Genomic DNA, 24205 nt, shown 5'->3' with positions numbered 1-24205 from the left:
TTCAGGAATTTTACGATTTTTTTACTTTTTCTCCAATAAAACCTCTAAACTCTCGGTAATTACATGACATATATCTTCTGTTACTATAATTGGATCACTAGTAATTGTTGTATAACCTGTTTTACTCACTGTAATCACATAAGTACCAGTACGTTCATGAGCTCCAACAAAAATAGTAGTCCCTGATATATTCTCTAATGTTTCTTTATATTCGTTATCTGTCGCTACTACGGTAATACCATCTACCAAAAATGTAGCATCCATAGTATCTTTAATCGTTACTTCTAAACCAGGTCTAGCCTCTAACGTACATAGAACAGGATCTTCTGTCTTATCGTCATCATTACATGCCACACAGAATATTAATAAAAGTAAAAAAACTTTTTTCATGTATTTTAAAACTTTATAAGTTATTACTTGTATATAAGATGCTTCTAAAAAGCTATGGTTGCGTTTTTTTAACACACTCTATACAATATTCATTACATATATAAACCGAAAAAGTTACATATTAGTACAACATTTAATAAAAAAAGCATCCCACGTTGGGATGCTTTTTTATTATTTATTACAAAATTATCTGGCTATAAATCGAATTTGATTCCTTGTGCCAATGGCAATTCTGTAGTATAATTTATGGTATTGGTTTGACGTCGCATATAAACTTTCCATGCATCTGATCCCGATTCGCGACCACCACCTGTTTCTTTTTCTCCTCCAAAAGCGCCACCAATCTCGGCACCAGAAGTTCCTATATTTACATTAGCAATCCCGCAATCAGATCCTGCATGAGATAGAAAACGTTCTGCTTCACGTAAATTATTGGTCATAATTGCAGAGGATAATCCTTGCGCTACTCCGTTTTGAGTTTCGATAGCATTTTCTACATCACCACTATACTTTAATAGATATAATACTGGTGCAAATGTTTCGTGCTGTACAATTTCAAACGAATTATCTGCTTCTGCAATAGCAGGTTTTACATAACATCCGCTTTCGTAACCTTCTCCAGAAAGCACAGCTCCGTCTACCACAATATTCCCTCCTTCTTCTACTACTTTTTGTAATGCATTTTGGTAACCTTTTACCGCATCTGTATCTATTAATGGTCCCACATGGTTATTTTCATCCAGAGGATTACCAATTCTCAACTGTCCATATGCAGCTACTACTGCATTTTTTACTTTATCATAAATAGATTCATGTATAATTAATCGGCGTGTAGAAGTACAACGTTGACCTGCTGTTCCTACTGCACCAAACACGGCTCCAATCACTGTCATTTTGATATCTGCATCGGGTGTAACAATAATTGCATTGTTTCCTCCTAGTTCTAAAAGTGATTTTCCTAAACGTTGCCCCACGGTTGCTCCCACAATTTTACCCATTCTAGTAGAACCTGTAGCAGAAATTAAAGGAATCCTTTTATCTGTTGTCATCATCTCTCCTACCTTATAATCTCCATTAATCAAGCAAGAAATTCCTTCTGGCAGGTTATTATCTTTTAAAACTTTGGCTATAATATTTTGACAAGCTATTCCGCAAAGTGGTGTTTTCTCACTAGGTTTCCACACACATACATCTCCACAAATCCATGCTAATGCAGTGTTCCAGGCCCATACTGCTACCGGAAAATTAAATGCAGAGATTATTCCCACAATCCCAAGTGGATGATACTGCTCATACATTCTATGACCAGGGCGCTCAGAATGCATTGTTAAACCATGCAATTGTCTGGATAATCCTACGGCAAAGTCACAGATATCGATCATCTCTTGTACTTCTCCTAAACCTTCTTGGTAAGATTTTCCCATTTCATAAGAAACCAATTTCCCAAGAGGCTCTTTTAATTCTCGTAATGCTTCTCCAAACTGTCTTACGATTTCTCCACGTTGTGGAGCCGGCATTATTTTCCAGGTTTTAAATGCTTCGGTTGCAGTTTGTATTACTTTTTCATAATCTTCTGCTGTTGTGACTTCTACTTTACCTATTAATTCTCCATCTACAGGTGAATATGATGAAATCATTTCTTTTGAAGAAAGCCAGTTTGAGCCTGTCGAAGTGCCTTTATTGTCCTCAGAAACGCCCAATTGCTGTAGCGCTTCCTGAATTCCGAAATCTAATATTGCTGTTGCCATGTATAAGTTACTTTTTGAAAAGGTAAAGATACTGTGTTTTGGAGATAAATTAAATTTTGGCACAATCTAACGTTAATTTTGAATGATTTTTCTAAAAATCAATTTCAAAAAAATCAATTTTACCATAAACGGAAGTTTAACAAACTAAATTGACTCACTCCTTTCAGTATACCAAACGTTTTTCTGTTATATTTTAAGAGTTATAAAAGTACAGAAATCTTTAAATAAATTAAAAGGTTTCTTCGTTCAAAAAGATGGATTTAAATACTGTTATGTTTAATTTTATAATCCCTTTTCTTATTCAGAAATTTTATACTAAAAAAAGAAATCGCTCAAACAAGATTTCTCTTGTAGAGCGATTCCCAACTAAATAACCAACCAAAAAGTTAATATTGTTTAAGTGCTACCTTACTTTTATTTTGAAAGCTTCATAAAATCAGCTTTTTTTATTCTTTTCTTTTCATTCTGAGTCGGTTTTCCTTTCTCAGAACTCTTAAATTGTATATGTCCTCTACCTACAAACTGGTACACTGTTTCTGAGCTTGGATGAAACAATTCTATTTTACTATCATTTATAACGGACAACTCGAAGAATTCATTGCCCAGATAATCGTAATCAAGTGTTAAAGTTTTCCTATCAAAAATGTTAACGATATCATTAACCTCATAATGCCCGGTATAATCATAAAAGATATCATTAATATGAATTCCGTTTTCATCTCGAGAGCTTTTAAAATTTTCTCCGGATCCAAAATATGAGAATTTCAAATAGTTTTCGTTATCAAACTCATTCAGTACCCCAAACTCACTGGTAAAGACTTTTTCCCAGGTTTCATACTCCTGCAGGAAATAATGAATATTATCATAAAATACCTGATCGTAATCAAAATTACTACGTTGGTACCCAACTAAGAAGTAGCTGGTATTCGTTACCCTATCATATACTTCTATCTGATTATCTGATAATTGAGTAATTACTAATTTATATGTACCATCGATATCATGACTAATATCCAGATCCATTCTAAAAGTATCATAGAAACCAACATCTAATCCATAACCGTTTCCATTACTTCCCATACCAACCAGATTATTATTGGCATAAAATGTTCCGTTTCGGAAAGAAACTGTAAACGCTTTTTGTAAAAACGGAATCTCACCATTACCTTTTGTGCGTTCGATATCTACATACCAGATCTCATAAGTATTCAATAATTCATTTAAAGTAATTGTTGGTTCCTCTATATAAACATCTTCTTCGATAACAACCTCTGCTACACAAGAAGTTAATAGTATTGAACCTAAAAAAATAACCGAAAGTAATTTTAGCGTTTTCATATGCTGTGTGTTTTCAATTTCATTAATTGAGAACCAAAACGCGTGCCAAAATTATAATAAACTGATTATCAGATCTTTATTTTGAATTGTATTTTTCCTATTTTTGAACCCACAATATTTTTTATGGAAAAAAATCCAAAATTTGCAGTACTGGGAGGTGGTAGTTGGGCAACTGCCATTGTAAAAATGCTTACCGAAAACCTAAATGAAGTTGGATGGTATATGCGAAGTACTTATGCTTTAGAGCATCTTAAAAGACAACAACACAATCCTAATTATTTAAGTTCTGTCGAATTTAAAGTTGAACAACTTAAGCTCACTAATGATATAAACGAAGCTGTTGCCTATGCAGATTACCTGATTTTTGCTATTCCATCTGCTTTTCTACATAGCGAACTCAAAAAATTAACAATATCTTTAAAAGACAAGATTATTTTTTCGGCCATAAAAGGTATTGTTCCAGAGACAGGTCTTATTGTAGGAGAGCATTTTCATGACGAGTATAACATTCCTTTTAATAATATTGGGGTAATTACCGGGCCATGTCATGCAGAAGAGGTTGCGCTAGAACGATTATCATATCTTACTATTGCTTCTAATGATGAAGAAAAAGCCAAAATAATGGCGAATCATTTAAGTAGTGATTATATTAAATGTAAAACAAGCGATGACATTATCGGTACCGAATATGCTGCAGTACTCAAGAACATCTATTCTGTAGCGGCAGGGATTGCGCATGGTCTAGGGTATGGTGATAATTTTCAGAGTGTTCTTATGAGTAATGCTATTCGTGAAATGAAACGTTTTATTAAAAAAGTACATAAAATGAAACGTAACATTAACGATTCTGCCTATTTGGGGGATTTATTGGTTACCGGGTATTCTATTTTTTCTCGTAATCGAATGTTTGGTAATATGATCGGTAAAGGGTACACGGTAAAAAGCGCCCAGATGGAAATGAGTATGATTGCCGAAGGATATTATGCCGCAAAGACCGCATATGAACTCGATGCCACCAAAGCTGCTCGAACTCCTATTATTGACGCAGTACACGCTGTGTTATATGAAAATAAAAATCCGAAAAAAGTATTTAAGAAACTAACTGATAAGCTAGACTAATTATTCTTATCTTCATGCCTCTGATTATTTATACATCTTATGAAGAAGCTTATCGAAACATTTTATACCGGATTAAGCAATCTCGATGCCGAAACTATGATATCATGTTATCATGATGATGTGGTATTTGAAGATCCTGGTTTTGGAAAACTAAAAGGCAATCGTGCAAAAGGTATGTGGCGTATGCTATGTAAAAATGCAAGAAATTTTAGAGTAGAATTTTCACAAGTTGAAGCTAATGATCAAAATGGATCAGCGCATTGGGAGGCCTGGTACTCTTTCAGTAAAACAGGAAGATCGGTTCATAATAAGATCGATGCTCAATTCGAATTTAAAGATGGCAAAATCATAAAACACACAGATGATTTTAACCTACACCGTTGGGCTTCTCAGGCTATCGGATGGAAAGGTGCTTTGCTTGGTGGGACTAGTTTTTTTAAGAAAAAACTAATTCGGCAAACCAATAAAATGCTCGATAAATTTATGGCGTCCTGATTTTGATACCTTAACCTATGAATACACTACAAATCACACAACCCATTGTATCGGTAAACTGGCTTTCTAAGCATTTAGATCATCCTGATTTGGTCATTCTGGATGCTACAATCAAAAAAGTAACCGCACCAAATGAGTCAACAAATTCGAACCTAAAGATCAAAGGAGCTCGGTTTTTTGATATCAAAAATGTTTTTTCTGATACAACTACCGATATTCCTAATATGCTTCCTTCTGCAGAAGCTTTTTCAGAAGCTTGTAAAATATTAGGTATTAGTTCTCATCATACCATAGTGATCTATGACACCTTAGGAATCTACTCTAGTCCAAGAGTACGATGGATGTTTATTGCTATGGGGCATCAAAACGTTGCTGTATTAGATGGTGGCCTCCCCGCTTGGCAAAAAGCAGAACAACCTTGTGAAACTGAAGATACCATACCACAAAAATACAACCGTGGAAATTTTGAAGCCAATTACATCTCTAAGTTAGTTACCAATGCTAAAACGGTACTTACAGAAATGAATTCTGAAAGCACTCTAATACTAGATGCACGTTCACCAGGTAGATTTACTGCATCAGAACCCGAGCCCAGAGAAAGTCTTAAAGGAGGGCATATTCCAAATTCAATGAATCTGCATTATACAAAAGTACTTGATGATGGTAAAATGAGATCTACTGCCGAATTACAAGAAATTCTACAACATTTTAACATTGAAGACAAAAAACTGATCTTTACATGTGGATCAGGCATTACCGCGTGTATTATTATGCTTGCTGCAGAGTTGGCGGGATATCATGATGTATCTGTATATGATGGATCATGGAGCGAATGGGGACAATTAGATGAAGTTCCTATTCAGTGTTAAACACAAATCAAAATATCTACTTAATTATATTATATGAACTGTTTTTTTCGATTGATTTTTTGCATTGTCTTAGTATCCACCACCAGCTATGCACAAAAAGCACCAAAATTTAGCTTACAAGATTTTTATACCTATACTTCTGAATTAGAATATACTGTAGATTCTATTTTTAACACATTAAGCGACCGACAAAAGGTAGCCCAAATGATCATCACTTCTGGCGGAGAAATAGGTAAGCCAGCAGCTACCGTTCGTAAATTAGCCATGCAAAATGCAATTGGAGGTGTAGTCTATCTAAAAGGGCATAAACAAAAACATACCGAAGATATTAACGCACTTAATGCTATTACTACAAAAAATAAGACTGTTCCGCTTTTGTTTAGTATGGATGCCGAGCCTAGTTTATTCTCTAGTAGAATTAAAGGAGCCCGTAAAGTAGGTAAAACCATTGATATCAAAACCGAAGCACAATCCGATTCTGTAGTTAATATCATCAACCAGGAACTTAGAGATATTGGTGTGCATCATAACTATGCCCCTGTACTGGATATCAGCCCTAATAATGAGGCTATAAAATCCAGAAGTTACGGAGATAATAAAGAAGATGTTGTTCGTCTTGCCAATCAATTTATAAAATGTTCTCAGGAAAGTGGGATCATAGCCACCGCAAAACATTTTCCCGGTCATGGTCTTGTAAAAGGAGATACCCACAAGCAAAGTGTATACATAGATGGCCCTTTGCAAGAGGTAGATAACTATACAAAAATTATCGAAGATGGTGTACTCTCTATTATGGTTGCCCACATCACTATCAAAAATAATGAGGAGTATGATACCGATGGATTACCATCTAGCTGTTCTAAAAAAATTGTTACTGGCTTATTAAAAGAGAAAATGGGTTTTAGAGGTATTATTATATCTGATGCACTTAATATTATGAAAGCTGTTACCATACTAGACAACGCCCCCCTACTCGCTTCTAAAGCAGGTTGTGATCTAATTCTGATGCCACAAAACGAAATAAAAACGATAAATGCTATCCTTGCCGAAATGAAAACTGATGCAGCCTATAAAAAACAGGTAATGCAATCGGTAAAGAAAATCTTACGATTAAAAGTATGTGCCGGGGTCATTAGATAGTTGATGGTTGATAGAAATACTCTCCATCATATATATCTGGAAAAGCAAAAATTCTCAATTCTAATTAAAATTGTAGTAAACAAATTATACAAATAAACATCTTGTTTTATTAACTGTGTCAATCAAGGAACTATTAAATACGACCGAACACCGACCCTGGAAAATCCCTGATAAAAACTGGAAATTCTACCAGGAATGGAACAATGCAATATTTCTTCATTGGGAGGTCGAAGTATCAGAATTACAAAAATTTGTTCCTAAAGAGCTAGAAATTGATCTTTTTGAAGGTAAACCCTGGGTTTCTTTGGTAGCTTTTACTATGGAAAAAATTCGACCTAAAAACCTACCACCATTTCCTCCGATCTCTAATTTTGATGAAATTAATATTAGAACATATGTTAAGTCTAATACAAAAACGGGAGTCTATTTTCTAAGCATAGAAGGAGGAACAAGCTTATCCTGTAAAATAGCTAAGGCAATTTCTCAATTGCCATATCGGTATTCAAAAATAAAACGAAGTAAACACCAATATCAATCAACAAATCCAGAGTTTAAAGACGAACTAGACATACAATTTTCTATTGGAGAAAAAATTACGGATAAAGGTGCTCTCGACACATGGCTTACAGAAAGATATGCTTTGTTTCAAGATACAGAGAAGTCAATTAATGAGTTTGAGATTCATCATATCGAATGGCCAATACAAAAAATCGAGCTTACTAAGCTAAAGGTAAACTACACAAGATTTGATAAACTAATCCAGGGTAAGCCAGATAAAATTCAATATTCAAAAGGGGTAAACGTAATTGCCTGGGGGAAGAACAAAAAAGAAAGAATCTTACCATTATGAATATTAGTTTTTGCGCACCATTATTACGAGTAATGCACTAGAAAAAATAGACGAAAACATAGTATGCTATTGTAATAGAAAACAGTGTGATTTGGCCTTGATATGTTTCTATAAAAAATAAGTAACAGATGGTATATTATTAGTAATCAAGTTTTTTTAATAAAAAAGATCAAACAAAAAGCTACCGAAACAAAATAAATAACACTACAAAAACCAAATTGTTTTCTTCAATTATATAGTTTTCTAAATAGCATCTTTATATGCATTATGTATACCATTTCTTATATAAAATTATTTGATGGCGAGGATTTTCAATCCGTGCATAAAAATCTGATGACGCGGATTTGTAATCCGTGTTTTTAAAACTTCAGAATACTTGTAAAGAAACAACTTCTAATTCGTGACTAAACCTGCATGATTTATTGTAGAATCAAAAACATAATTCTCTGGGTTTAAAACGATCTTATTTACAGCTAACTTATTAATATTTTGGTTGTTTCACAGATTACAAATCTGTGCTATCGAATTTGCGCCTTAAATACACGCTATCGGGTTTTACACAAAAAAATTCCTAAATTTAGAGTATCTAAAGTAAGCAAGGTAAAAAGAAACAACCTTGTAAAGCTTAGCAATGATTAATATTAACCAACGGAAAGATTATGAAAACACTCACACAAAAAACCTTATGGTTACTCACACCGTAAGTATACAACTCTCAATTTCGCGATAACGAATTCTAATAGGTATCAAAGCTATTTTACGATTCTTAAGTCTCATTAGCTGTATAATCCAAAACCTCAGACTTCTTATTAAAAACAAGAGGAAAAAGATAATGATGCCATTATAAGTAATAGCACACGGTGCATATTACAAAAGAGAAATTCAATTTCTTTAAGCTAATCTTAAGAAACAAAATAGGCTTCGCAATAACAAAAAATACTTCACTACCGCCAGGAGCTATTAATCACAAGGAGAAAAATGTGACCCGAACACTCCATAACAAAGTAGGGCAAAAATTAAAACTCAATAATATGAAAAAACTAAGTATTTTAAGTCTGTTGTTCGCTATCCTCCTAGGATGTTCTGAAGAAGATCCTCTGGTAGAAAACGAAAATTTATCACAAAACGATGCTGTACTCAAAACCTTAAAGAGTTGGGGGTTTTCTGATGATCTAATCGAAGACAAAGGAACCTATTATTTGGTAGATGGAGATATGGTTTTTTATAAAAACAAAAAATACCATGCTCCTAAAAAATCCAGCACTAAACAAAGAGAGCATCCCAATGCTGTAACGATTAACAATATCAATGTGTTTATAAATCCCGGTATGAATGTAGATTGGAGGAACGCTTCTATAAACGCAATTGGCCGTTGGAACGCTACTAGTTCGGGTTTGTTCCTTAATATAACTGCTACGGCTGCCAATGCCCATATCCAGATCATGTATGACTCACAAGATCCTAGTATGAATTTAGCTGCCAATGTTTTCGGAAGAGGAACATTTCCTACAACCAACGGTTTGCCTGGAGTAAGAATCTGGGTAAATCCAGATTTTAATGCATGTAGTGGGGCCATTACGCAGAATATGAGAATTTCTAATGTACAACATGAACTGGGTCATAATCTGGGTATTATGCATACCAATCAAACTTCTGCAAGTCTTATCCCAGGTACACCAAGTACAGATGCGCAATCTGTAATGAACGGTGGTAAAGCATGCTCAATAAACAACTTTAGTGCCGGGGATTTTATAGCAATAAGACACTTATTTCCTCCGCTCACTTTAGTAGGATCATCGCTAATATGCAACACTTCTACGGTGACATATACTGCGAGTATTTCGACTATCCCAATAAACTGGACAACCTCTTCAAATCTTCAAATCATATCCTCGACAAATACCAGTATTACGGTAAGACCTACAAATAGCGCGTTTAACGGGTCTGGATTTATTCAAGCTACTTTACCGTCACATACGGTACGTAGAAATATTTGGATAGGAGAAGCTGTCGTAGATTTAAGCATGATCGAATTCGAAAATGGTATAGGTGAGATCGGTTATTTTTGTTCTAGTCACACAGGTAATACCTATAGCATTGCTCCGAGATTATCGGGTACAACACACCAAATAAGGCTCCGTAGATATCCTAATCTATCTATTGTATACAGTCCATCGACTAATTATTCGGGAAATTCTGGAACCTTACATTATACTCCAACTCCTGGTTGGTATCTTTTTGAAGTAAGAAGAACCAACTCTTGTGGCACTACAGAATGGTCTGGCACAGAAGTCGAGTTTGTAGACTGCTCTAATGGCGGTGGTGGCGGTGAGGAATTTTAATTTCTCGATATTCTTAACTCAGATACAGAAACCACAACTATTGTTGCATAAGTTTTCTTAATAAAAATTCCCTAGAGGCAAGGTCTTGCTTCTGGGGGATTAACCAAATCAACTGTTATAGTGTATTCTCGACGGCATAAAGACCAGCATTAAAAACAGATTGTTTTCCTCAATTGTATAGTTTTATAAATTGAGGGTAAACAAATTTTTCTATCACATTACTTATTATAATTACCCTTGTTCGCTATGTAGCTTGATGCGTAATGCAATATAAAAATCAAAAGTAACGGCTCTGGTAACGGCGTGATCGTCTAGACAAATTTTTGCTGCATATAGATCTACAGTATCATGATACCACTCCCACAAAGCATCGGTTCGGGTTTTAAAGCCCATTAGTGATAAAATGGCCATCCCCAGTTCTACACTAAAAAAAGAAGTGTCGAAACCTACCGAGGCCAATTGATTGATAAACCGGGTTCCTACTAATTCGTTCTTAATAAGATATAAGATCAAATCCTGCTGTGTGGATAATTTAAATTGCGGAAAAATCTGAGTGTCTAGATCTATTTTCATCTGCTTATAGTTATGATTTCCTTTGATTTAGATAAAATTAGCGTAGTCTCCGGCCTTTGCTAAAACACACATTAGATAAATCAAATGCATGCCAAGTGCTATCTTCTCAAAAAAGAAGCGGATATAAGTGTACTCGACTTGTAAAGAGGTAAGCCCAAATTATACATTAGAAAATCTACTAAAGCTCTAATCACAATCCTGGTAAAAACGTATGATCTACCATACATTACTTTCTCTTTATAATTAACAGATTTACAGGATTGCCAGGTAGGATGTGCAATGTAGTCCCGAAAAAAGGAATACCTTAAATCTGTAAAAAAGGTATTGTATTTAATTTGTTGTGCATTTAAGATTTTTGAATCAAAAAAGCGTCAATTCGAGTGCTTCGATACACTCAGGATGACAAGGATTATTGGTTTAAAAAAGCTATTCTCGATACATTTTGTCTTCATGTCATCTCGAGCGTAGTCGAGAGATCGTTACGACAAAACACTCGAATTGACGCTTTTTTTTACCATGTTTTTCCCAAAAGCACAATGGGTATTATCTTTTATTTTTTTAATGCTCTGCGATATTCTGCTTTTTCTTCTGCAACTTTAAGCAGTTCTTTAGAACAACCTATCTCATACATATGCTTTGCCAGTTGATCACTTGCATATTCGTCTTGTAATGCTTCTATACTAAGGTTAAAAACCTCTGCTAATCTAGAAAGTTTCTTTTTATCAAAATCGCGTATCCCATTCTCTATTCTACTTAGATTTGCAAAATCTATATCTAGCAGACCTGCCAGTTGGGTTAGCGTATACCCATTTGTTGTTCTAAGCATTTTGATATATTCTCCAAACGTTTCTTTCATTCATTTTGTCATTCTTTGACAAATTTACTATTTTTTTTAATCCCATCATAACAATAGAATTTATTTTTTGGGACACTGGTGTTAAGAAACCGATCGTATATGCTGTAGCTGTATACAATCTAACAATTTGTATACGGTTTTAAGATGCCCTATCGTTCTTTGGTCTGCACTATGTATTTCTACTTTACTTAATATCCCCAGAATCCCATCTTTATATACTTCTAGGTCTTTTTCTTCTGTAAGTGGGATCTTAATATAGGTCTGGCACTTTTTTTGGTTGTTATCTATCATTGCTTGCATATATTTATGTAGATTATATACACAATATTACCTAAAATCAGTATTATATCAAAATATTATACTTAAAATTATTATTTATGTACTCTTTTTTTATATTTATATACTGAAAATAATGACAATTGAACATGACAAAACTTGGAAAATATCTAGATAACAGATCGATAAACAAGGCTAGTGTCTCTAGGAAAACTGGTATTAACAAAAATCGATTAAGCGAGCTTTCTAACAATTTCTCTACAAAAATTAAAGCAGACGAATTGTATCTTATTGCTTTAGCTATAGAAGTAGATGCCTGCGAACTGCTAGAATATGTTTGTGGGGATTTACAATTAAAAAAAGAAAGTAAATAATCGTACTGTAGTATGATTATAGACAGTATGCTAAAAAATAAATATAGATGGAATAAAGGATATATATCTTTTATTCCGTTGTTGTATACAATAAAAACAAACATTAATGATTCCAGACTTTTTAAAGAAATTTGAATCAGATTTAAAAAAATATGAACGAGAGTTTATTCGAATAAAGGCGAAACCTAGAAAAGAAAAACTTCTTGAAGATAATTTAGAATTAACTGATAGTAAATTCTTAGGATTTCCTTTTTTCCCAAAAGAGAAAGAATATCCGAAAGATAAAAACGGAAAGTCAATGATAATGATTGCTCAACTGAATTTTGAACAAATCCCTAAACTTGAACATTTTCCTGAGAATGGAATTCTACAACTCTTTCTTTCACCAACGGACTGGTATGATGAAGATTCAAAAATCATTTATCACTCAAAAGAAGAATTAAGTAAACAAGCATTAGCTGACTTTTCATTTCTATCAATTAACGATTACGAAGAAATGCCAATATATAAACTTCATCAACTTTCTTTTGAAAAAGGGATTGATAAAGGAGGTTCTGAGGACTCTCAGTTTGACTATCTCTTTGATGAAACCGATTATTGGGAGTTCACAGAAAGCTTGAATGAAGAACAAGAAAAACAATTCGGAGAATACTTTGACTCTACGGGACATAAAATTGGTGGATATGCCGAATTTACTCAATCAGATCCAAGAGATTATAATGTGGAACAAAGAAATGATATTCAAGTTTTACAAATTGATATTGATGATCACATAATGTTTGGAGATAGCGGAATTGGGCACATTTTTATAAATAAAGAGAATCTAATTAAAGAAGACTTTTCTAAAGCTTATTTTTATTGGGATTGTTGTTAAAAAATTACTGTACACAACACGATGTATAAAACATAGCTAATAAGTGCCAAATCGAAAGGTTTCGTTTATTTGCAAAGACCACCAAATTTTAAAGCCTGTGCTGAGCTTGTCGAAGTATGGCTTTTAGAATAGAAAAATTAAAAACAAAATATAAAAATTCGGCTTTGTGTTAATCCGAAAAGTTAGTGTCTTTTTATATGCTACGTTCCATACACAAGTCCGTTAGCTACAATGCTCTGAGTATAACACTTTATATGAAAAATTGGTTATTCTTCCTTTCACTTTTACTACTGTTCAATTCTGCATTTGGACAAAACAAAAGTATAATTGACAGCTTAAAAGCAGTTAAGGAAACGCCATACAACACTATTAATACAAATACTCTTAACGAAATAGGTTTACAACATGAGTCTCAGGAAAAATACCATGAAGTTTTGGTGATGCTCGATTCTGCTTACACACTAGCCTCTTCTACTAATAACAAGCAACAGCTAATGATAATAATGACCAACCAAGGAATAGCTTATACCCGGTTAGAGCAGCATCAAAAGGCTAACAAATTGTTTAAAGGCGCCTATGAAATTGCAACAGAAATTGGTTCTCTCTATCACCAGATGGAATTGGCAGGAAAATTAGCCACTAACAACGAAAGAGTAAAGAATTTCAAAAAGGCGGCTTCATATTATAAAATCCAAACTAATCTAAAAGACACCATCTTCAAAAATGATATGAAAATGGCAATTGCAGAAAAACATACTACATATGAAACACAACGAATCTTGAATGAAAAACTAAGTGAAGAACGTAAAAATGCAGAATTGCAAAAAGAAAATGTGATTAAAGACTTAAAACTGTTAGAAGAAAGAGCTGCTAACAAAAACTTAGTGCTTTGGGGTGGATTAAGTTTAGGACTATTGATATTACTAGGGTTGATTTATTATCTTAATACTCGAGTAAAAGAGGCCAAATCAAAACGTGACGAAGAAACTGCACACTATAGAGCTGTGTTTGAGGCAGAAGAGAAAGAGCGTTCTCGTATTGCAAAAGATCTTCACGATGGCTTAGGCCAGTTACTTTCTACAGCAAAATTAAATATTGCAGGGCTAGAAGACGAAGTAAATGAAGAGGATAAGATATTAGTTCAAAATTCAATGAACTTGATAGATGAGGCTGTAAATGAAGTACGCACTATTTCGCACAATATGATGCCAGCCGCACTTATGGAATACGGATTGGTTTCTGCCATTGAATCATTTGCCAATACAATAAATGAGTCTAAAGCACTTCATGTTAATTTTAGCCACAAAGGAATGGATAACCGATTAGAGGAAAGTAAAGAAATTGCATTATACAGAGTTGTTCAAGAAGTTCTAAACAACATGATTAAATATGCCAAAGCAGATAAAATTACTGTAACATTAAATCGAATAAACAATAAGGCACACCTTTTAATTTCGGATAATGGAAAAGGGTTTGATATAAGTACCATTCACCAAAGTAAAGGCATTGGCTGGCAAAATGTTTTTTCTAGAATATCCATGATAAATGGTGAAGTTGATGTTATTTCTACCGAGGGAAAAGGAACAGATATCCGAATTGACGTAATTCTTTAAATATGGAAACACCTGTGAAAATAATGATTATAGACGACCATCAAATGTTTATTGATGGAATTAAATCATTGCTTCGAAAAGAGGAATACTTACAAATTGTATCAGAATACCTTTGTGCCGAAGATGCATTAGAGCAGCTCGAAAAAGATACCGTAGATATTATTATTACCGATATTAGTATGCCAGGAATGAGTGGTATAGAACTTATTAAAACAATAAAATCTACTTACTCTAACTTAAAAGTACTTGTGCTATCGATGCATAACGACAAAGAAGTTGTTAGCGAAATAATGATGAGTGAAGCCGATGGCTATATCCTCAAAAATACAGGAAAACAAGAGCTTATTGAAGCACTAACCAGAATTACAGACAATGGTACTTATTACAGCAAAGAAGTCTTGTCTGTTATGGTGAACAAGGTTAAAAAAGAACGGAAAATTGAAGCCGAAACAAATGAACTAACAGATAGGGAAGTAAAAGTTCTCGAATTAATTTGCCAAGAATATAGTAGTCAAGAAATTGCAGACAAACTTTTTATAGGAAGGCGAACAGTTGATACACACCGTCAAAATATTCTTCGAAAAACAAAAGTAAAAACCATTGTAGGCCTTATTAAATATGGTATAAGAAACGGGTTTACCTCAGATTTCTAGTAGCATTCAACCTTCTTCTCCTTTGCTCTTCTGTAATCCTACGGATATAAAATCAGTACGATTACCTATTTTATCAATTACATATAAGAGGTAATTTTGCTGTATAAAATATTAAACATAAAGAAATTAAAAACAATCCTCATTCTTACTTTTTTAATACTATCATATTCTGCCAGCGCTAAGCACTGGCCCAAAAACGGTTTGTGAAGAGGGATTTGTGTTTTTGATGCTACAAGAACAAGGAGAGAATCTAATGAAATGAATAAACTAAAAAAGTAGCTAATAAAACACTAAAATGAATATGCGAATTGAGTCGTTTAGAAGGGCATTGTAAATCACGAACATGATTACTTCTAGTAACTGCAGAAACATACTCATTTAGTTGGAGGTTGTAAACCATAACTCAAAAAAACATTATCTAATTATGAAAAATTTATTTGTTGCATTATTTTTATTATCTATCTACACAAAATGTTCAAGTCAAACTAAAGCAGAAGCGCTTCTATCTTTGGGTGAAAAAATAGATATGCATAAACTTTATGATAGCGAAAAAAATTATAACTATCTGCTAGAGGAGGTTGACTTTAATCATAACAAAACGATTAAATTTATACAATTCTGTACAGCTTTTAAACTTTGTTCAACAGCATATTATTTGACCGCAAAAGAGTATTTAGAAATAACAGTCAAGCAAAAAGCTGATAGTAAATACATTCAAATATTTTTTCCCAATAATTCTATAGAGACTAAAAAGATTAACATAAAAACTGAAGAACATTTCGATGGGGAAACCGCATCTAGTATAACAATTTTTCTAGAAAAAGATACACCGCAGTCTGAAGTGAATAAAATAAAAAACGGATTTGTTGATTTATTAAAAATGTATACTATTGAAAAAAAGGACGTTTTGAACTAAAAGTCAATTGTCTATAATGTTTATCAAAACTGTTATGTAGGTGGTCTTTATTCTGATGGTAAAAAGAAATATTCAAGTGTGCTTACCCAAATGTGTCCCTACGGTTCACAACAGCATATGTAATTTAAGCTCTGGAGTTGCTAGCTTTTTTACTCGATCCATTTTCTAAATTCGCTTGTTGCAGATGCGCTTGTAATTAAATGTTGTTTGTAGTTTTTGATTGAAATTGCCAATCTATCTCCAAAGTAAGGCTCAATTTTTTCGATGAAATTGATATTTACAATTTCACCACGATTAATTTGAAAAAACTCTTTTGGGTTTAACTCTTTTATTAAATCAGATAACTTGTAGCGAAATTCATTTTCTTTTCCGTTTTCATCAATCCCGATGCATTTTCCTGAATTAGATAAAATTGCTCCCGTGTTTTTTGTGCTTAAAATTTTTATTTCTGTTTTGGTCTTTATGATGATACGCTCTTTGTAATTGTTGTTTAATCCGTGAATAGTTTCTGATATTTTCTTCCAATCAACCTCTTTGTTTTGTAGACTTTCAAACTTTTCCATTGCTTTACAAAACTTGTTATAGCTAATAGGTTTTAGTAAATAAGCTATTCCGTTTACATCGAAAGCATCTTGGTAAAAAGTGTTATAGGCGGTTGTAAAAATAATTGGGGATTTTATAATATTGGTTTTCAATAGAGAAAACACATTTCCGTCTAACAATTCAATATCAGAAAACACTAAATCTACTTCTTCATTGGTTTGATACCATTTTTCAACTTCTTCTTTGCTTTGTAACGAAGCTACAATTTCGATGTTGCCGTTGTATCGAAGAATATGGTCCGAAATGATTTCAATATTTATGGCTTCGTCTTCTATGATTAGTACTTTCATATTTCAAAAATTAGCGGGATTTCGGCAATAAATTCAGTATCAGTTTCTGTAAAAACAACGTCTTTGTTAAAATTGATTTGATATTGACGTTTGAGGTAATCATTTCCTGTTCCTGTTCCGAGCGTAAAATCTACTTTATTTAGTTTGTTTTTTATCACAATGGTATCTCCTTTCAATGAAAGCGAAATTAACAGCGGGTTTTTTTCACTCCCTTTATTATGTTTTATCGCATTTTCTATGCATAGTTGTAACGAACACGGAATTATAAATCCGTTTGTGTTTTCGATACTATTTTCAATTTGATAGGCATTTCCGAAGCGTTTTTCCATTAAATTCATATAACTTATTAAGAATGACAGTTCATTTTTTAACTCGGCCAATTGTTTTTTTCCATGTTTTAAATAGTAGCGATATACATCAGAAAAATCATCGATAAAACTTTCTATTTGCTCCGGTTTTTTTCTTGCTAATCCTGATAAAACGCTCAAATTATTGAATAAAAAATGAGGTTCTAAATTCTTTTGCAGCATTTGCGATTGTAATGTTGCTTTTTCTTTTTCGGTTTGCTCTAATTCTAATGTGGTTTTTTGAGATTGCCTGAAATATAAAAATGCAGAAGTAAGCGCAAAAATATCAACAAGTATAAAAGCAACCGACATCGTGTTTATAAATCTAACCATAAAATCATATTCATTATTGTTCATTATAATACCCAAAAGAACATAATCAATAATAACACCTGCGATAACAAATAATAAAAAAGACAAAATATAAACCTTTACAAATTTTAGAATTGTATTTGTCGTGTCTATTCTATTAATAACTTTCCAAGAAACTAGTACAGATATTACCGAAACCGCAGAGAATAGAAAAACAGAAACGTGGTCGAAATAACTATAAAAATCAATATCACTTTTAGTTCGTACGTTATGTAAAAGATAAATTTTACCAGCATTACCTAGTATTAATAGTGCAATGACTATTAAAACTTGTTTTAGATTTATTTTTTGATTGAAAACCTTCACTGCTTTGTAATTTTAGATGTACAAAATATATTTTTAATTTAAAACAAAGCCGTTTAAAGTATCTAATTCTTTAAACGACTTTATTTTCGATTAATTAGTTTTTGCTCTGTTTTGCTCTTCTTCGTTTCCAGAATTACGTTGCTTAATTTTTATCTTTTTGTTACCAAAGCTATAGTTTAGACCAATCTTCACACCTCGGGTATCAAAATAATTATAGTATGTTTGGTCTATTCCGTTAGTTTTGGTGTTTACACTCGTTGCCTTACGCTTTAAAATATCGTTTACGGCTACTGTACAATTTAGTTTTTTGTCTAGTAACGAAAATTTTAATCCCAGGTCTAGACTCACCATTTCAGATATTGAAAAATACATCAATTTTTGTGGCGAGGCATAAATAAGTGTGGTTTCTGCTTGTATTGTTTTTGCTTCGTTTAAATGGAATGTATTTCGGTTATACAATTGAAAATTCCATCTGCTTACTAATTCAGCGTCTAAATTAAATCCATCTTTGTATTGTGTGTCCATTTTTGATACCGTTGCTTGGGTTGTTGTATTCCACCATTTTGTTGGGTTGTATATAAAAGTTTCAGTTAACCCATAATTATAAGCTGTATAAAAATTGTCAAATGTTACTACTATTCGTTGTTGTGCTCCATCTTCTGCTTTAATAATGTTGAAATATCCATTATCTACATAACTTACAAATGCTTTACTTATCAGTTTTCCTTTGTAAATGTGCTTTAATTCTAAATTCTCAGAAATTTGTGGTTTTAAAAACGGGTTTCCTTCTTGATACGAAATAGGATTAATATAAAATCGAAACGGATTTAAACGTTCAAAACTAGGACGTTGAATTCTTCTGCTATAACTTAAATTAAACATATTTTTTCTACTAGGAGTATATCCTAAAAATACTGATGGAAATAGTTTGTTATACGAATTGATATCGGTTTGATTGTTTGTTTCTGAAACTCCTTTTGTTCGAGTGTTTTCAAAACGAAGTCCGATTTTTGCTTGCCATTTTTCACCTAATGGTTTAGACATATCTGCATATACTGCATTAATATTTTCAGAATACATAAACTCATTACTTTGTGTTGGGTCAAAAATTGGTGTTCCTGTAGTGGTATTGTAAAATGCTACATCACTATCTGTTTTTGTAATTGTGGTTTTAACTCCGTAAGAAAAATTAGCCCATTTGCCTGGGTGTTCCATATCTATTCTTCCGCTGTAATTTTTAATGTTTTGATTGGTGCTATTTTTCGCCTCAAAATAACTTTGGTTTGTAATAAATTGTTCACTGCTAAAACCTCTATTAGAAGAATTGTTGAAATTAAAGTAATCAACATCAATAGATAATTTTCTACCAAGCGTATCTAATTTTTGAATGTAATGCGCATTAATTGAGTGATTTTTATTTGTTGTCTCGGCGTTACCTTCATTAATAGTGTACGTTCCATTACCATCATTTGTTAGTGTTCTTCCACCATCGGTTATACCTTTATCTTCAGACAAACCTGTGTATAAAATTCCGACAGTAGCGTTATCTGTTACATTGTAATCTAATCCCAGCCTGCCCGAAATCATATTTTCTTTATTTTTCATATCCAGATTTGATACGGTTGAAGCCGATGGATAAATAATATCAAATTGATTAAATTGTGCTGTATGTCCTTTAGTTCCATTTAACGAAGCAATTAAACTTACTTTGTTTTTATTGTAGTTAAATGTGTTTCCAAAATTAAATAATGGATATGTTGCTTGGGTGTAAGAAGTTCTTATTTGATTATTCCAGCTATTTTCTTTTGATTTTTTTAGAACAATATTAATAAGTCCGCTATTGCCTTCTGCATCATATTTCGATGGGGGTGTTGTAATGACTTCAATATTTTTAATATCATCAGATGCAATGCTGTTTAAATAAGCCGTTAGTTCGTTACCTGATAATTGAAGTATTCTATCATTAACCATTACTTTTACAGTTCCTTTACCCACAATTTTTATTTTGTCGGTATCAATATTTACGCTTGGTGTGGCTTTTAATGCGTCGAGTGCGTTTCCGCCAGTGCCGGCAACGGTATTTTCTACGTTAAAAACTAATCTATCTACTTTTTGTTGAATAAGCTTTTTACGTGCTGTAATTACGACTTCTTGTAGTTGTTGTCCTTCTTCTTCTAAAACGATTGTTCCCATATTAGATTGAGTAGGGTTTATTCTTTTGGTAGTAAATCCAACAAAACTAATTTCTATATATATATTTTCTTTCTTTGGTTCGATAGAAAACTCTCCATTTTCATCAGAAATCACCCCATTAATTAGCGAATTATCAGTTGCGCTTTTTGCAACCACATTGGCAAATAGAATAGGTTGGTTTTGTTTATCGATTATTTTTCCTGTAAAAGTCTGTCCAAAACTAATTGAACAAATAAAGGCGATTAAAAATGTAGTTATGATTTTCATAGTGTATAATATTTCAAGATTAATGACACCTCAAAAGTATCCTGAGAGTGCAATTTTTGAAATAGCTGTACAATGAATTGAGGAAAAAATGAAATGAATTAAGGGAAATAAAAAAGGCGTTCAACAAAATTATTGACCCCCTTTTTAATATTGCTAAACATAAACATAGATAGAATAAAGGATAGATATCCTCTATTTTGTTGTTGTGCTTAATACGACAAAAAAATCAGACAACCATTTTATCAGAATTTACGTCTATTAAGTAAAGAACTTTAAAACCAATCAATAATGAACAAAAAACAATTCTGGAATCAACTTACAATATTTGTAATTGCGCTTTTACTGATTTTATTAACAAGAGAATATCTTTTACAACGACTAATAGAAAACGGAATTGAGTCATATCAAACTCATACTTTCCTAAAAATTGGTGCAAACTTGATTTTGATAGTAGTTTCGTATTTCTTCATTAAAAACAATGGACTCTTCAAGGTTGCTGGAATTAAAGGCACAAATCTAGAAAAATGGCACTTATTATTATTTCCGCTTATTTATTTAGTATTGCTCAACGCAATGATAATGGACGATATTGATACCAACATCCTATTTCCCAATATCGCTTTATTTTTAATCTATTCGATATCAATTGGGTTTGCTGAAGAATTGAGTATTAGAGGTTTTTTGCAATCACACTTGATAAACTACTTAGGAAATACAAAAAAGAATTTTATTTTATCTGTTTTTGTTTCTGCTTTATTTTTTGGGCTTATCCATATATTGAATTTCGACAAAGGAATTTATGGAGAATTATCGCAAGTTTGCTATGCTACTTTTATTGGAGTAATGTTTGGTGTTTTATTGGTGATTACAAAAAGAATTTATCCATTAATAATTGTGCACGCAATAATTGATTTTGTCGGTGACTTAGACTCAGCAGGATTTCCAATTAAAGAAAAAATAAGCGACCCAACATCAATCGAAAATGCTGTTATTATTACATTACTTGCTTTACCTTGCTTATTGTATGGAATATTTCTAATGAAAAAGTATGCATTGAACCAATAGAAAAGCATTAAGCTCCTGCTCCCACTAGCGAGACGCTAGTGGCATTACTACCCAGGTAACTCAAATAGATACCTATCACTACCTATTTAAAATAGTATGGTCATCTTGATAGTTTCTTGCACTATTATATTTCCTAATCCAAACCATGAAGAACATTAATAAAAGTTCAATAAACCGATAGAATTAAATCAATTGTATAGCTTTCTAAATTAAACTTATACAGATTTTTGCATTACATCATTTACCCTTGTTCGGTATGTAGTTTGATTCGTAATGCAATATAAAAATCAAAAGAAACTGCTCTGGTAGTGGCATAATCTTCTAGGCAAATCTTTGTTGCGTACCTATCTACAGTATCATGATACCACTCCCACAAAGTATCGGTTCGATTTTTAAAACCCATTAATGATAAAATTGCTGTACCAAGCTCTACACTAAAAAAAGAAGTATCAAAACCTATGGTGCCTAATTGATTTATAAATCGGGTACCTAATAATTCGTTCTTAATAAGAAATAAGATCAAATCCTGATGTGTCGATAGCTTAAATTGCGGGAAAATCTGAGTGTCTGGATCTATTTTCATCTACTTATAGTTATGGTTTCCTTTGATTTAGATAAAATTTGCTTAATTCCTTTTGCTAAAACACACATCAGGAATACCGAATGCATACCAAGTGCTATCTTCTCAAAAAGAAGCGGATATAAGTGTTTTCGACTTGTAAAGAGTATTGCTAGAATGATTTAATCATACTGTCCTATCTTCCTTTTGTACTAAAACTTTATTCCCACAAAAAAGCCTATGCTAATTATTACGAAACTTAGAATAAAAATAAAACCAATGCTAAGAATTGTTGAATAAGACTACCAAAAATAGGCGTGGAACTCAACTTACCACACTAGAGGTACTGGTATACCCTGCAAACGATAAGAGAGCCCACGCCCGGGTCGTGAGCCAATCTACTTATCATCTCATTTGCAAAAATTACCAGTTTTCTAGTATGAGACTCTAAGCGACAGCTTCAATATTTTCTATACGAAGAATCGCAAATATATATATAATTAGTGATAAATATAACAATTAATCGGTTACATACAACCGATTGTTTACAATCATTTGTAAACAATCTATTACATATACCTTCACTGCATGGCAAAAAAAGGAAAACATGAACGTCCTGAAATAGTAATTGTTTTAGCAAAAAGAATTAAGCAAATTATTATTGAACGAGGATTAGTGCAGAAAAATATTGCTCATGATGCAGGTATTGATGTTGAAAATCTTAGAAAGTACATAAAAGGGACTCAAGAAATGAAAATAGGTATGCTTTTTAGAATTTCTAAATCGCTTGGCTTGCCAATGAGTGAATTACTAAAAGATCTAGAACAAGATTTTAAAAAATAAGTAACGCCTTAGGGAGTTTTTTATACTCAATAATAATAGTTACATTTATCAAGTAAACACAACCCCATACTTCAACTCTAATTGAGTTGAAGTATGGGGTTGTTTGGTAAAAACAAATGGTGATTGTGGATTACCACAATTATCTTATGAATTAATCACGGATATTGTACCTCATGATATAAGTTTGATATAAGATACATGGAATATAAAGGATATATACTTTATTCTATTGTTGTGCCTCAGCTGAATTAAAAAATCTACAATTCAATTTATAAGGCTTCAAAATTTAATAAAATGAAAATAATTTTAAACACGCTTTTTCTGGCTATAGCAGTAATAACAAGTTTTGCTCAAGACAATACGGACACAACGAAACACATGACATTTAAAGGTGTGCCTATCGATGGAACTCTCAATGAGTATGTTTTAAAAATGAAGAAAAGTGGATTTACCCACATTGGAACAAAAGAAGGTGTTGCAATGCTCAAAGGCGACTTTGCCGCATACAAAGGCTGCGTTGTAGGAGTTGCAACCCTAAAACAGAAAAATTTAGTAAGTAAAATAACGGTGATATTTCCTGAAAGCAATACTTGGTCGTCTCTTTCATCTAATTATTATAATTTAAAAGAATTGCTGACTGAAAAATATGGAGAACCTTCAGAGATTGTTGAGAAATTTGACGTTCAATCAGAACCAGAAGATGACAATTCTAAAATGCACGAAGTCGGAATGAACAGGTGTAAATATTACACAACTTATGAAACGGAAAATGGAAGTATTCAGCTTTCTATTGAAAATGATGGGTTTTTGACAAGTTTTGTTATACTATCATATTTTGACAAAATAAACAGTAAAATAATAAGAGAAAAAGCTAAAAGTGACTTATAAAAACAAAAGTCGAATGCACAACATTATATATGAAATCAGAGTAAAG

24 protein-coding genes are annotated in these 24205 nt (G+C 32.6%); 14 read left to right on the top strand and 10 right to left on the bottom strand.

The features are described 5' to 3' along the window. Positions 1–21: 21 nt before the first annotated feature. From NNL09_RS08335 to NNL09_RS08325, 3 genes are all read right to left on the bottom strand, one after another. Entirely contained in the window at positions 22–390 is a 369-nt protein-coding gene (locus NNL09_RS08335) for a hypothetical protein (protein WP_035096005.1), read from the bottom strand. A 194-nt stretch (positions 391–584) separates the two neighbouring features. After that, positions 585–2138 (bottom strand): aldehyde dehydrogenase family protein, encoded by a 1554-nt coding sequence (locus NNL09_RS08330; RefSeq protein WP_196910967.1) that lies wholly within the window; start codon positions 2136–2138, stop codon positions 585–587. 414 nt (positions 2139–2552) lie between these two features. Continuing rightward, the gene (locus tag NNL09_RS08325) at positions 2553–3476 is read right to left on the bottom strand and encodes a hypothetical protein (protein WP_025665331.1); all 924 of its coding nucleotides are present in this window, start codon (positions 3474–3476) and stop codon (positions 2553–2555) included. Between the two features lie 123 nt (positions 3477–3599). Here NNL09_RS08325 and NNL09_RS08320 point away from each other — a divergent pair, with 123 nt between their 5' ends. From NNL09_RS08320 to NNL09_RS08295, 6 genes are all read left to right on the top strand, one after another. Then, entirely contained in the window at positions 3600–4595 is a 996-nt protein-coding gene (locus NNL09_RS08320) for an NAD(P)H-dependent glycerol-3-phosphate dehydrogenase (protein ID WP_025665332.1), read from the top strand. A gap of 39 nt (positions 4596–4634) precedes the next feature. Then, positions 4635–5090, top strand: a complete 456-nt coding sequence (locus NNL09_RS08315; RefSeq protein ID WP_025665333.1) for a nuclear transport factor 2 family protein — start codon at positions 4635–4637, stop codon at positions 5088–5090. A gap of 17 nt (positions 5091–5107) precedes the next feature. Further along, a complete protein-coding gene (locus NNL09_RS08310; protein ID WP_035096008.1) occupies positions 5108–5959 on the top strand; it encodes a sulfurtransferase in 852 nt (283 codons plus the stop codon). 33 nt (positions 5960–5992) lie between these two features. Then, entirely contained in the window at positions 5993–7099 is a 1107-nt protein-coding gene (locus tag NNL09_RS08305; RefSeq protein ID WP_196910968.1) for a glycoside hydrolase family 3 N-terminal domain-containing protein, read from the top strand. 115 nt (positions 7100–7214) lie between these two features. Beyond that, the gene (locus NNL09_RS08300) at positions 7215–7949 is read left to right on the top strand and encodes a YqjF family protein (protein WP_025665336.1); all 735 of its coding nucleotides are present in this window, start codon (positions 7215–7217) and stop codon (positions 7947–7949) included. Positions 7950–8980: 1031 nt separating this feature from the next. Continuing rightward, entirely contained in the window at positions 8981–10291 is a 1311-nt protein-coding gene (locus tag NNL09_RS08295) for a hypothetical protein (RefSeq protein ID WP_196910969.1), read from the top strand. A gap of 231 nt (positions 10292–10522) precedes the next feature. Here the strand turns inward: NNL09_RS08295 and NNL09_RS08290 are convergent, their stop codons facing one another. From NNL09_RS08290 to NNL09_RS08280, 3 genes are all read right to left on the bottom strand, one after another. After that, the gene (locus tag NNL09_RS08290; RefSeq protein ID WP_025665338.1) at positions 10523–10864 is read right to left on the bottom strand and encodes a hypothetical protein; all 342 of its coding nucleotides are present in this window, start codon (positions 10862–10864) and stop codon (positions 10523–10525) included. Positions 10865–11414: 550 nt separating this feature from the next. Next, positions 11415–11720, bottom strand: a complete 306-nt coding sequence (locus tag NNL09_RS08285) for a helix-turn-helix domain-containing protein (RefSeq protein ID WP_025665339.1) — start codon at positions 11718–11720, stop codon at positions 11415–11417. Between the two features lie 81 nt (positions 11721–11801). Next, entirely contained in the window at positions 11802–12011 is a 210-nt protein-coding gene (locus tag NNL09_RS08280; RefSeq protein ID WP_160170086.1) for a hypothetical protein, read from the bottom strand. A 134-nt stretch (positions 12012–12145) separates the two neighbouring features. Between NNL09_RS08280 and NNL09_RS08275 the strand changes: the two genes are divergently transcribed. The 5 genes from NNL09_RS08275 (at position 12146) to NNL09_RS08255 (ending at position 16426) form a co-directional block, all read left to right on the top strand. Continuing rightward, a complete protein-coding gene (locus NNL09_RS08275) occupies positions 12146–12370 on the top strand; it encodes a helix-turn-helix transcriptional regulator (protein WP_196910970.1) in 225 nt (74 codons plus the stop codon). A 106-nt stretch (positions 12371–12476) separates the two neighbouring features. After that, entirely contained in the window at positions 12477–13244 is a 768-nt protein-coding gene (locus NNL09_RS08270; RefSeq protein WP_025665342.1) for a YwqG family protein, read from the top strand. A gap of 254 nt (positions 13245–13498) precedes the next feature. Then, positions 13499–14857 (top strand): sensor histidine kinase, encoded by a 1359-nt coding sequence (locus tag NNL09_RS08265; RefSeq protein ID WP_196910971.1) that lies wholly within the window; start codon positions 13499–13501, stop codon positions 14855–14857. A 2-nt stretch (positions 14858–14859) separates the two neighbouring features. Continuing rightward, entirely contained in the window at positions 14860–15510 is a 651-nt protein-coding gene (locus NNL09_RS08260) for a response regulator transcription factor (RefSeq protein WP_196910972.1), read from the top strand. Between the two features lie 424 nt (positions 15511–15934). Next, positions 15935–16426, top strand: a complete 492-nt coding sequence (locus tag NNL09_RS08255) for a hypothetical protein (protein WP_196910973.1) — start codon at positions 15935–15937, stop codon at positions 16424–16426. Between the two features lie 149 nt (positions 16427–16575). Here the strand turns inward: NNL09_RS08255 and NNL09_RS08250 are convergent, their stop codons facing one another. The 3 genes from NNL09_RS08250 to NNL09_RS08240 all read right to left on the bottom strand — a co-directional run bounded on the left by NNL09_RS08250 (position 16576) and on the right by NNL09_RS08240 (position 20804). Next, positions 16576–17319, bottom strand: a complete 744-nt coding sequence (locus NNL09_RS08250) for a LytTR family DNA-binding domain-containing protein (protein WP_196910974.1) — start codon at positions 17317–17319, stop codon at positions 16576–16578. Continuing rightward, the gene (locus tag NNL09_RS08245) at positions 17316–18344 is read right to left on the bottom strand and encodes a sensor histidine kinase (protein ID WP_196910975.1); all 1029 of its coding nucleotides are present in this window, start codon (positions 18342–18344) and stop codon (positions 17316–17318) included. Before NNL09_RS08245 ends, NNL09_RS08250 begins: the two co-directional genes overlap by 4 nt. 90 nt (positions 18345–18434) lie before the next feature. Continuing rightward, positions 18435–20804, bottom strand: coding sequence for an outer membrane beta-barrel family protein (locus NNL09_RS08240; RefSeq protein WP_196910976.1), 2370 nt, complete (start codon positions 20802–20804; stop codon positions 18435–18437). A gap of 288 nt (positions 20805–21092) precedes the next feature. On the opposite strand from NNL09_RS08240, the gene NNL09_RS08235 reads away from it, so the two are divergent. Further along, complete coding sequence (locus NNL09_RS08235) at positions 21093–21869, top strand: CPBP family intramembrane glutamic endopeptidase (protein WP_196910977.1); 777 nt, start codon at positions 21093–21095, stop codon at positions 21867–21869. Positions 21870–22110: 241 nt separating this feature from the next. On the opposite strand, the gene NNL09_RS08230 is transcribed toward NNL09_RS08235, so the two are convergent. Then, complete coding sequence (locus tag NNL09_RS08230) at positions 22111–22452, bottom strand: hypothetical protein (RefSeq protein WP_196910978.1); 342 nt, start codon at positions 22450–22452, stop codon at positions 22111–22113. A gap of 564 nt (positions 22453–23016) precedes the next feature. Here NNL09_RS08230 and NNL09_RS08225 point away from each other — a divergent pair. Together NNL09_RS08225 and NNL09_RS08220 are read left to right on the top strand one after the other, a co-directional pair. Beyond that, positions 23017–23271, top strand: coding sequence for a helix-turn-helix domain-containing protein (locus NNL09_RS08225; protein ID WP_074405800.1), 255 nt, complete (start codon positions 23017–23019; stop codon positions 23269–23271). Positions 23272–23565: 294 nt separating this feature from the next. Then, positions 23566–24159 carry a hypothetical protein gene (locus NNL09_RS08220; protein WP_196910979.1) on the top strand — a complete coding sequence of 198 codons (594 nt, stop codon included), beginning with the start codon at positions 23566–23568 and terminating at the stop codon, positions 24157–24159. Positions 24160–24205 lie beyond the last annotated feature (46 nt).

Source organism: Aquimarina sp. EL_43, from assembly GCF_943422735.1.
GTDB classification, from domain to species: domain Bacteria; phylum Bacteroidota; class Bacteroidia; order Flavobacteriales; family Flavobacteriaceae; genus Aquimarina; species Aquimarina megaterium.
This window is presented reverse-complemented; position numbering and strand designations above follow the sequence as displayed.

Bases quoted from the DNA above. Each gene is read 5' to 3' on its own strand.
- NNL09_RS08305 (WP_196910968.1), top strand. From the start codon at position 5,993: ATGAACTGTTTTTTTCGATTGATTTTTTGCATTGTCTTAGTATCCACC.
- NNL09_RS08230 (WP_196910978.1), bottom strand. From the start codon at position 22,452: ATGAAAATAGATCCAGACACTCAGATTTTCCCGCAATTTAAGCTATCG.
- NNL09_RS08275 (WP_196910970.1), top strand. From the start codon at position 12,146: ATGACAAAACTTGGAAAATATCTAGATAACAGATCGATAAACAAGGCT.
- NNL09_RS08260 (WP_196910972.1), top strand. From the start codon at position 14,860: ATGGAAACACCTGTGAAAATAATGATTATAGACGACCATCAAATGTTT.
- NNL09_RS08270 (WP_025665342.1), top strand. From the start codon at position 12,477: ATGATTCCAGACTTTTTAAAGAAATTTGAATCAGATTTAAAAAAATAT.
- NNL09_RS08310 (WP_035096008.1), top strand. From the start codon at position 5,108: ATGAATACACTACAAATCACACAACCCATTGTATCGGTAAACTGGCTT.
- NNL09_RS08285 (WP_025665339.1), bottom strand. From the start codon at position 11,720: ATGAAAGAAACGTTTGGAGAATATATCAAAATGCTTAGAACAACAAAT.
- NNL09_RS08220 (WP_196910979.1), top strand. From the start codon at position 23,566: ATGAAAATAATTTTAAACACGCTTTTTCTGGCTATAGCAGTAATAACA.
- NNL09_RS08290 (WP_025665338.1), bottom strand. From the start codon at position 10,864: ATGAAAATAGATCTAGACACTCAGATTTTTCCGCAATTTAAATTATCC.
- NNL09_RS08320 (WP_025665332.1), top strand. From the start codon at position 3,600: ATGGAAAAAAATCCAAAATTTGCAGTACTGGGAGGTGGTAGTTGGGCA.
- NNL09_RS08295 (WP_196910969.1), top strand. From the start codon at position 8,981: ATGAAAAAACTAAGTATTTTAAGTCTGTTGTTCGCTATCCTCCTAGGA.
- NNL09_RS08335 (WP_035096005.1), bottom strand. From the start codon at position 390: ATGAAAAAAGTTTTTTTACTTTTATTAATATTCTGTGTGGCATGTAAT.
- NNL09_RS08315 (WP_025665333.1), top strand. From the start codon at position 4,635: ATGAAGAAGCTTATCGAAACATTTTATACCGGATTAAGCAATCTCGAT.
- NNL09_RS08265 (WP_196910971.1), top strand. From the start codon at position 13,499: ATGAAAAATTGGTTATTCTTCCTTTCACTTTTACTACTGTTCAATTCT.
- NNL09_RS08325 (WP_025665331.1), bottom strand. From the start codon at position 3,476: ATGAAAACGCTAAAATTACTTTCGGTTATTTTTTTAGGTTCAATACTA.
- NNL09_RS08255 (WP_196910973.1), top strand. From the start codon at position 15,935: ATGAAAAATTTATTTGTTGCATTATTTTTATTATCTATCTACACAAAA.
- NNL09_RS08330 (WP_196910967.1), bottom strand. From the start codon at position 2,138: ATGGCAACAGCAATATTAGATTTCGGAATTCAGGAAGCGCTACAGCAA.
- NNL09_RS08250 (WP_196910974.1), bottom strand. From the start codon at position 17,319: ATGAAAGTACTAATCATAGAAGACGAAGCCATAAATATTGAAATCATT.
- NNL09_RS08225 (WP_074405800.1), top strand. From the start codon at position 23,017: ATGGCAAAAAAAGGAAAACATGAACGTCCTGAAATAGTAATTGTTTTA.
- NNL09_RS08235 (WP_196910977.1), top strand. From the start codon at position 21,093: ATGAACAAAAAACAATTCTGGAATCAACTTACAATATTTGTAATTGCG.
- NNL09_RS08240 (WP_196910976.1), bottom strand. From the start codon at position 20,804: ATGAAAATCATAACTACATTTTTAATCGCCTTTATTTGTTCAATTAGT.
- NNL09_RS08280 (WP_160170086.1), bottom strand. From the start codon at position 12,011: ATGATAGATAACAACCAAAAAAAGTGCCAGACCTATATTAAGATCCCA.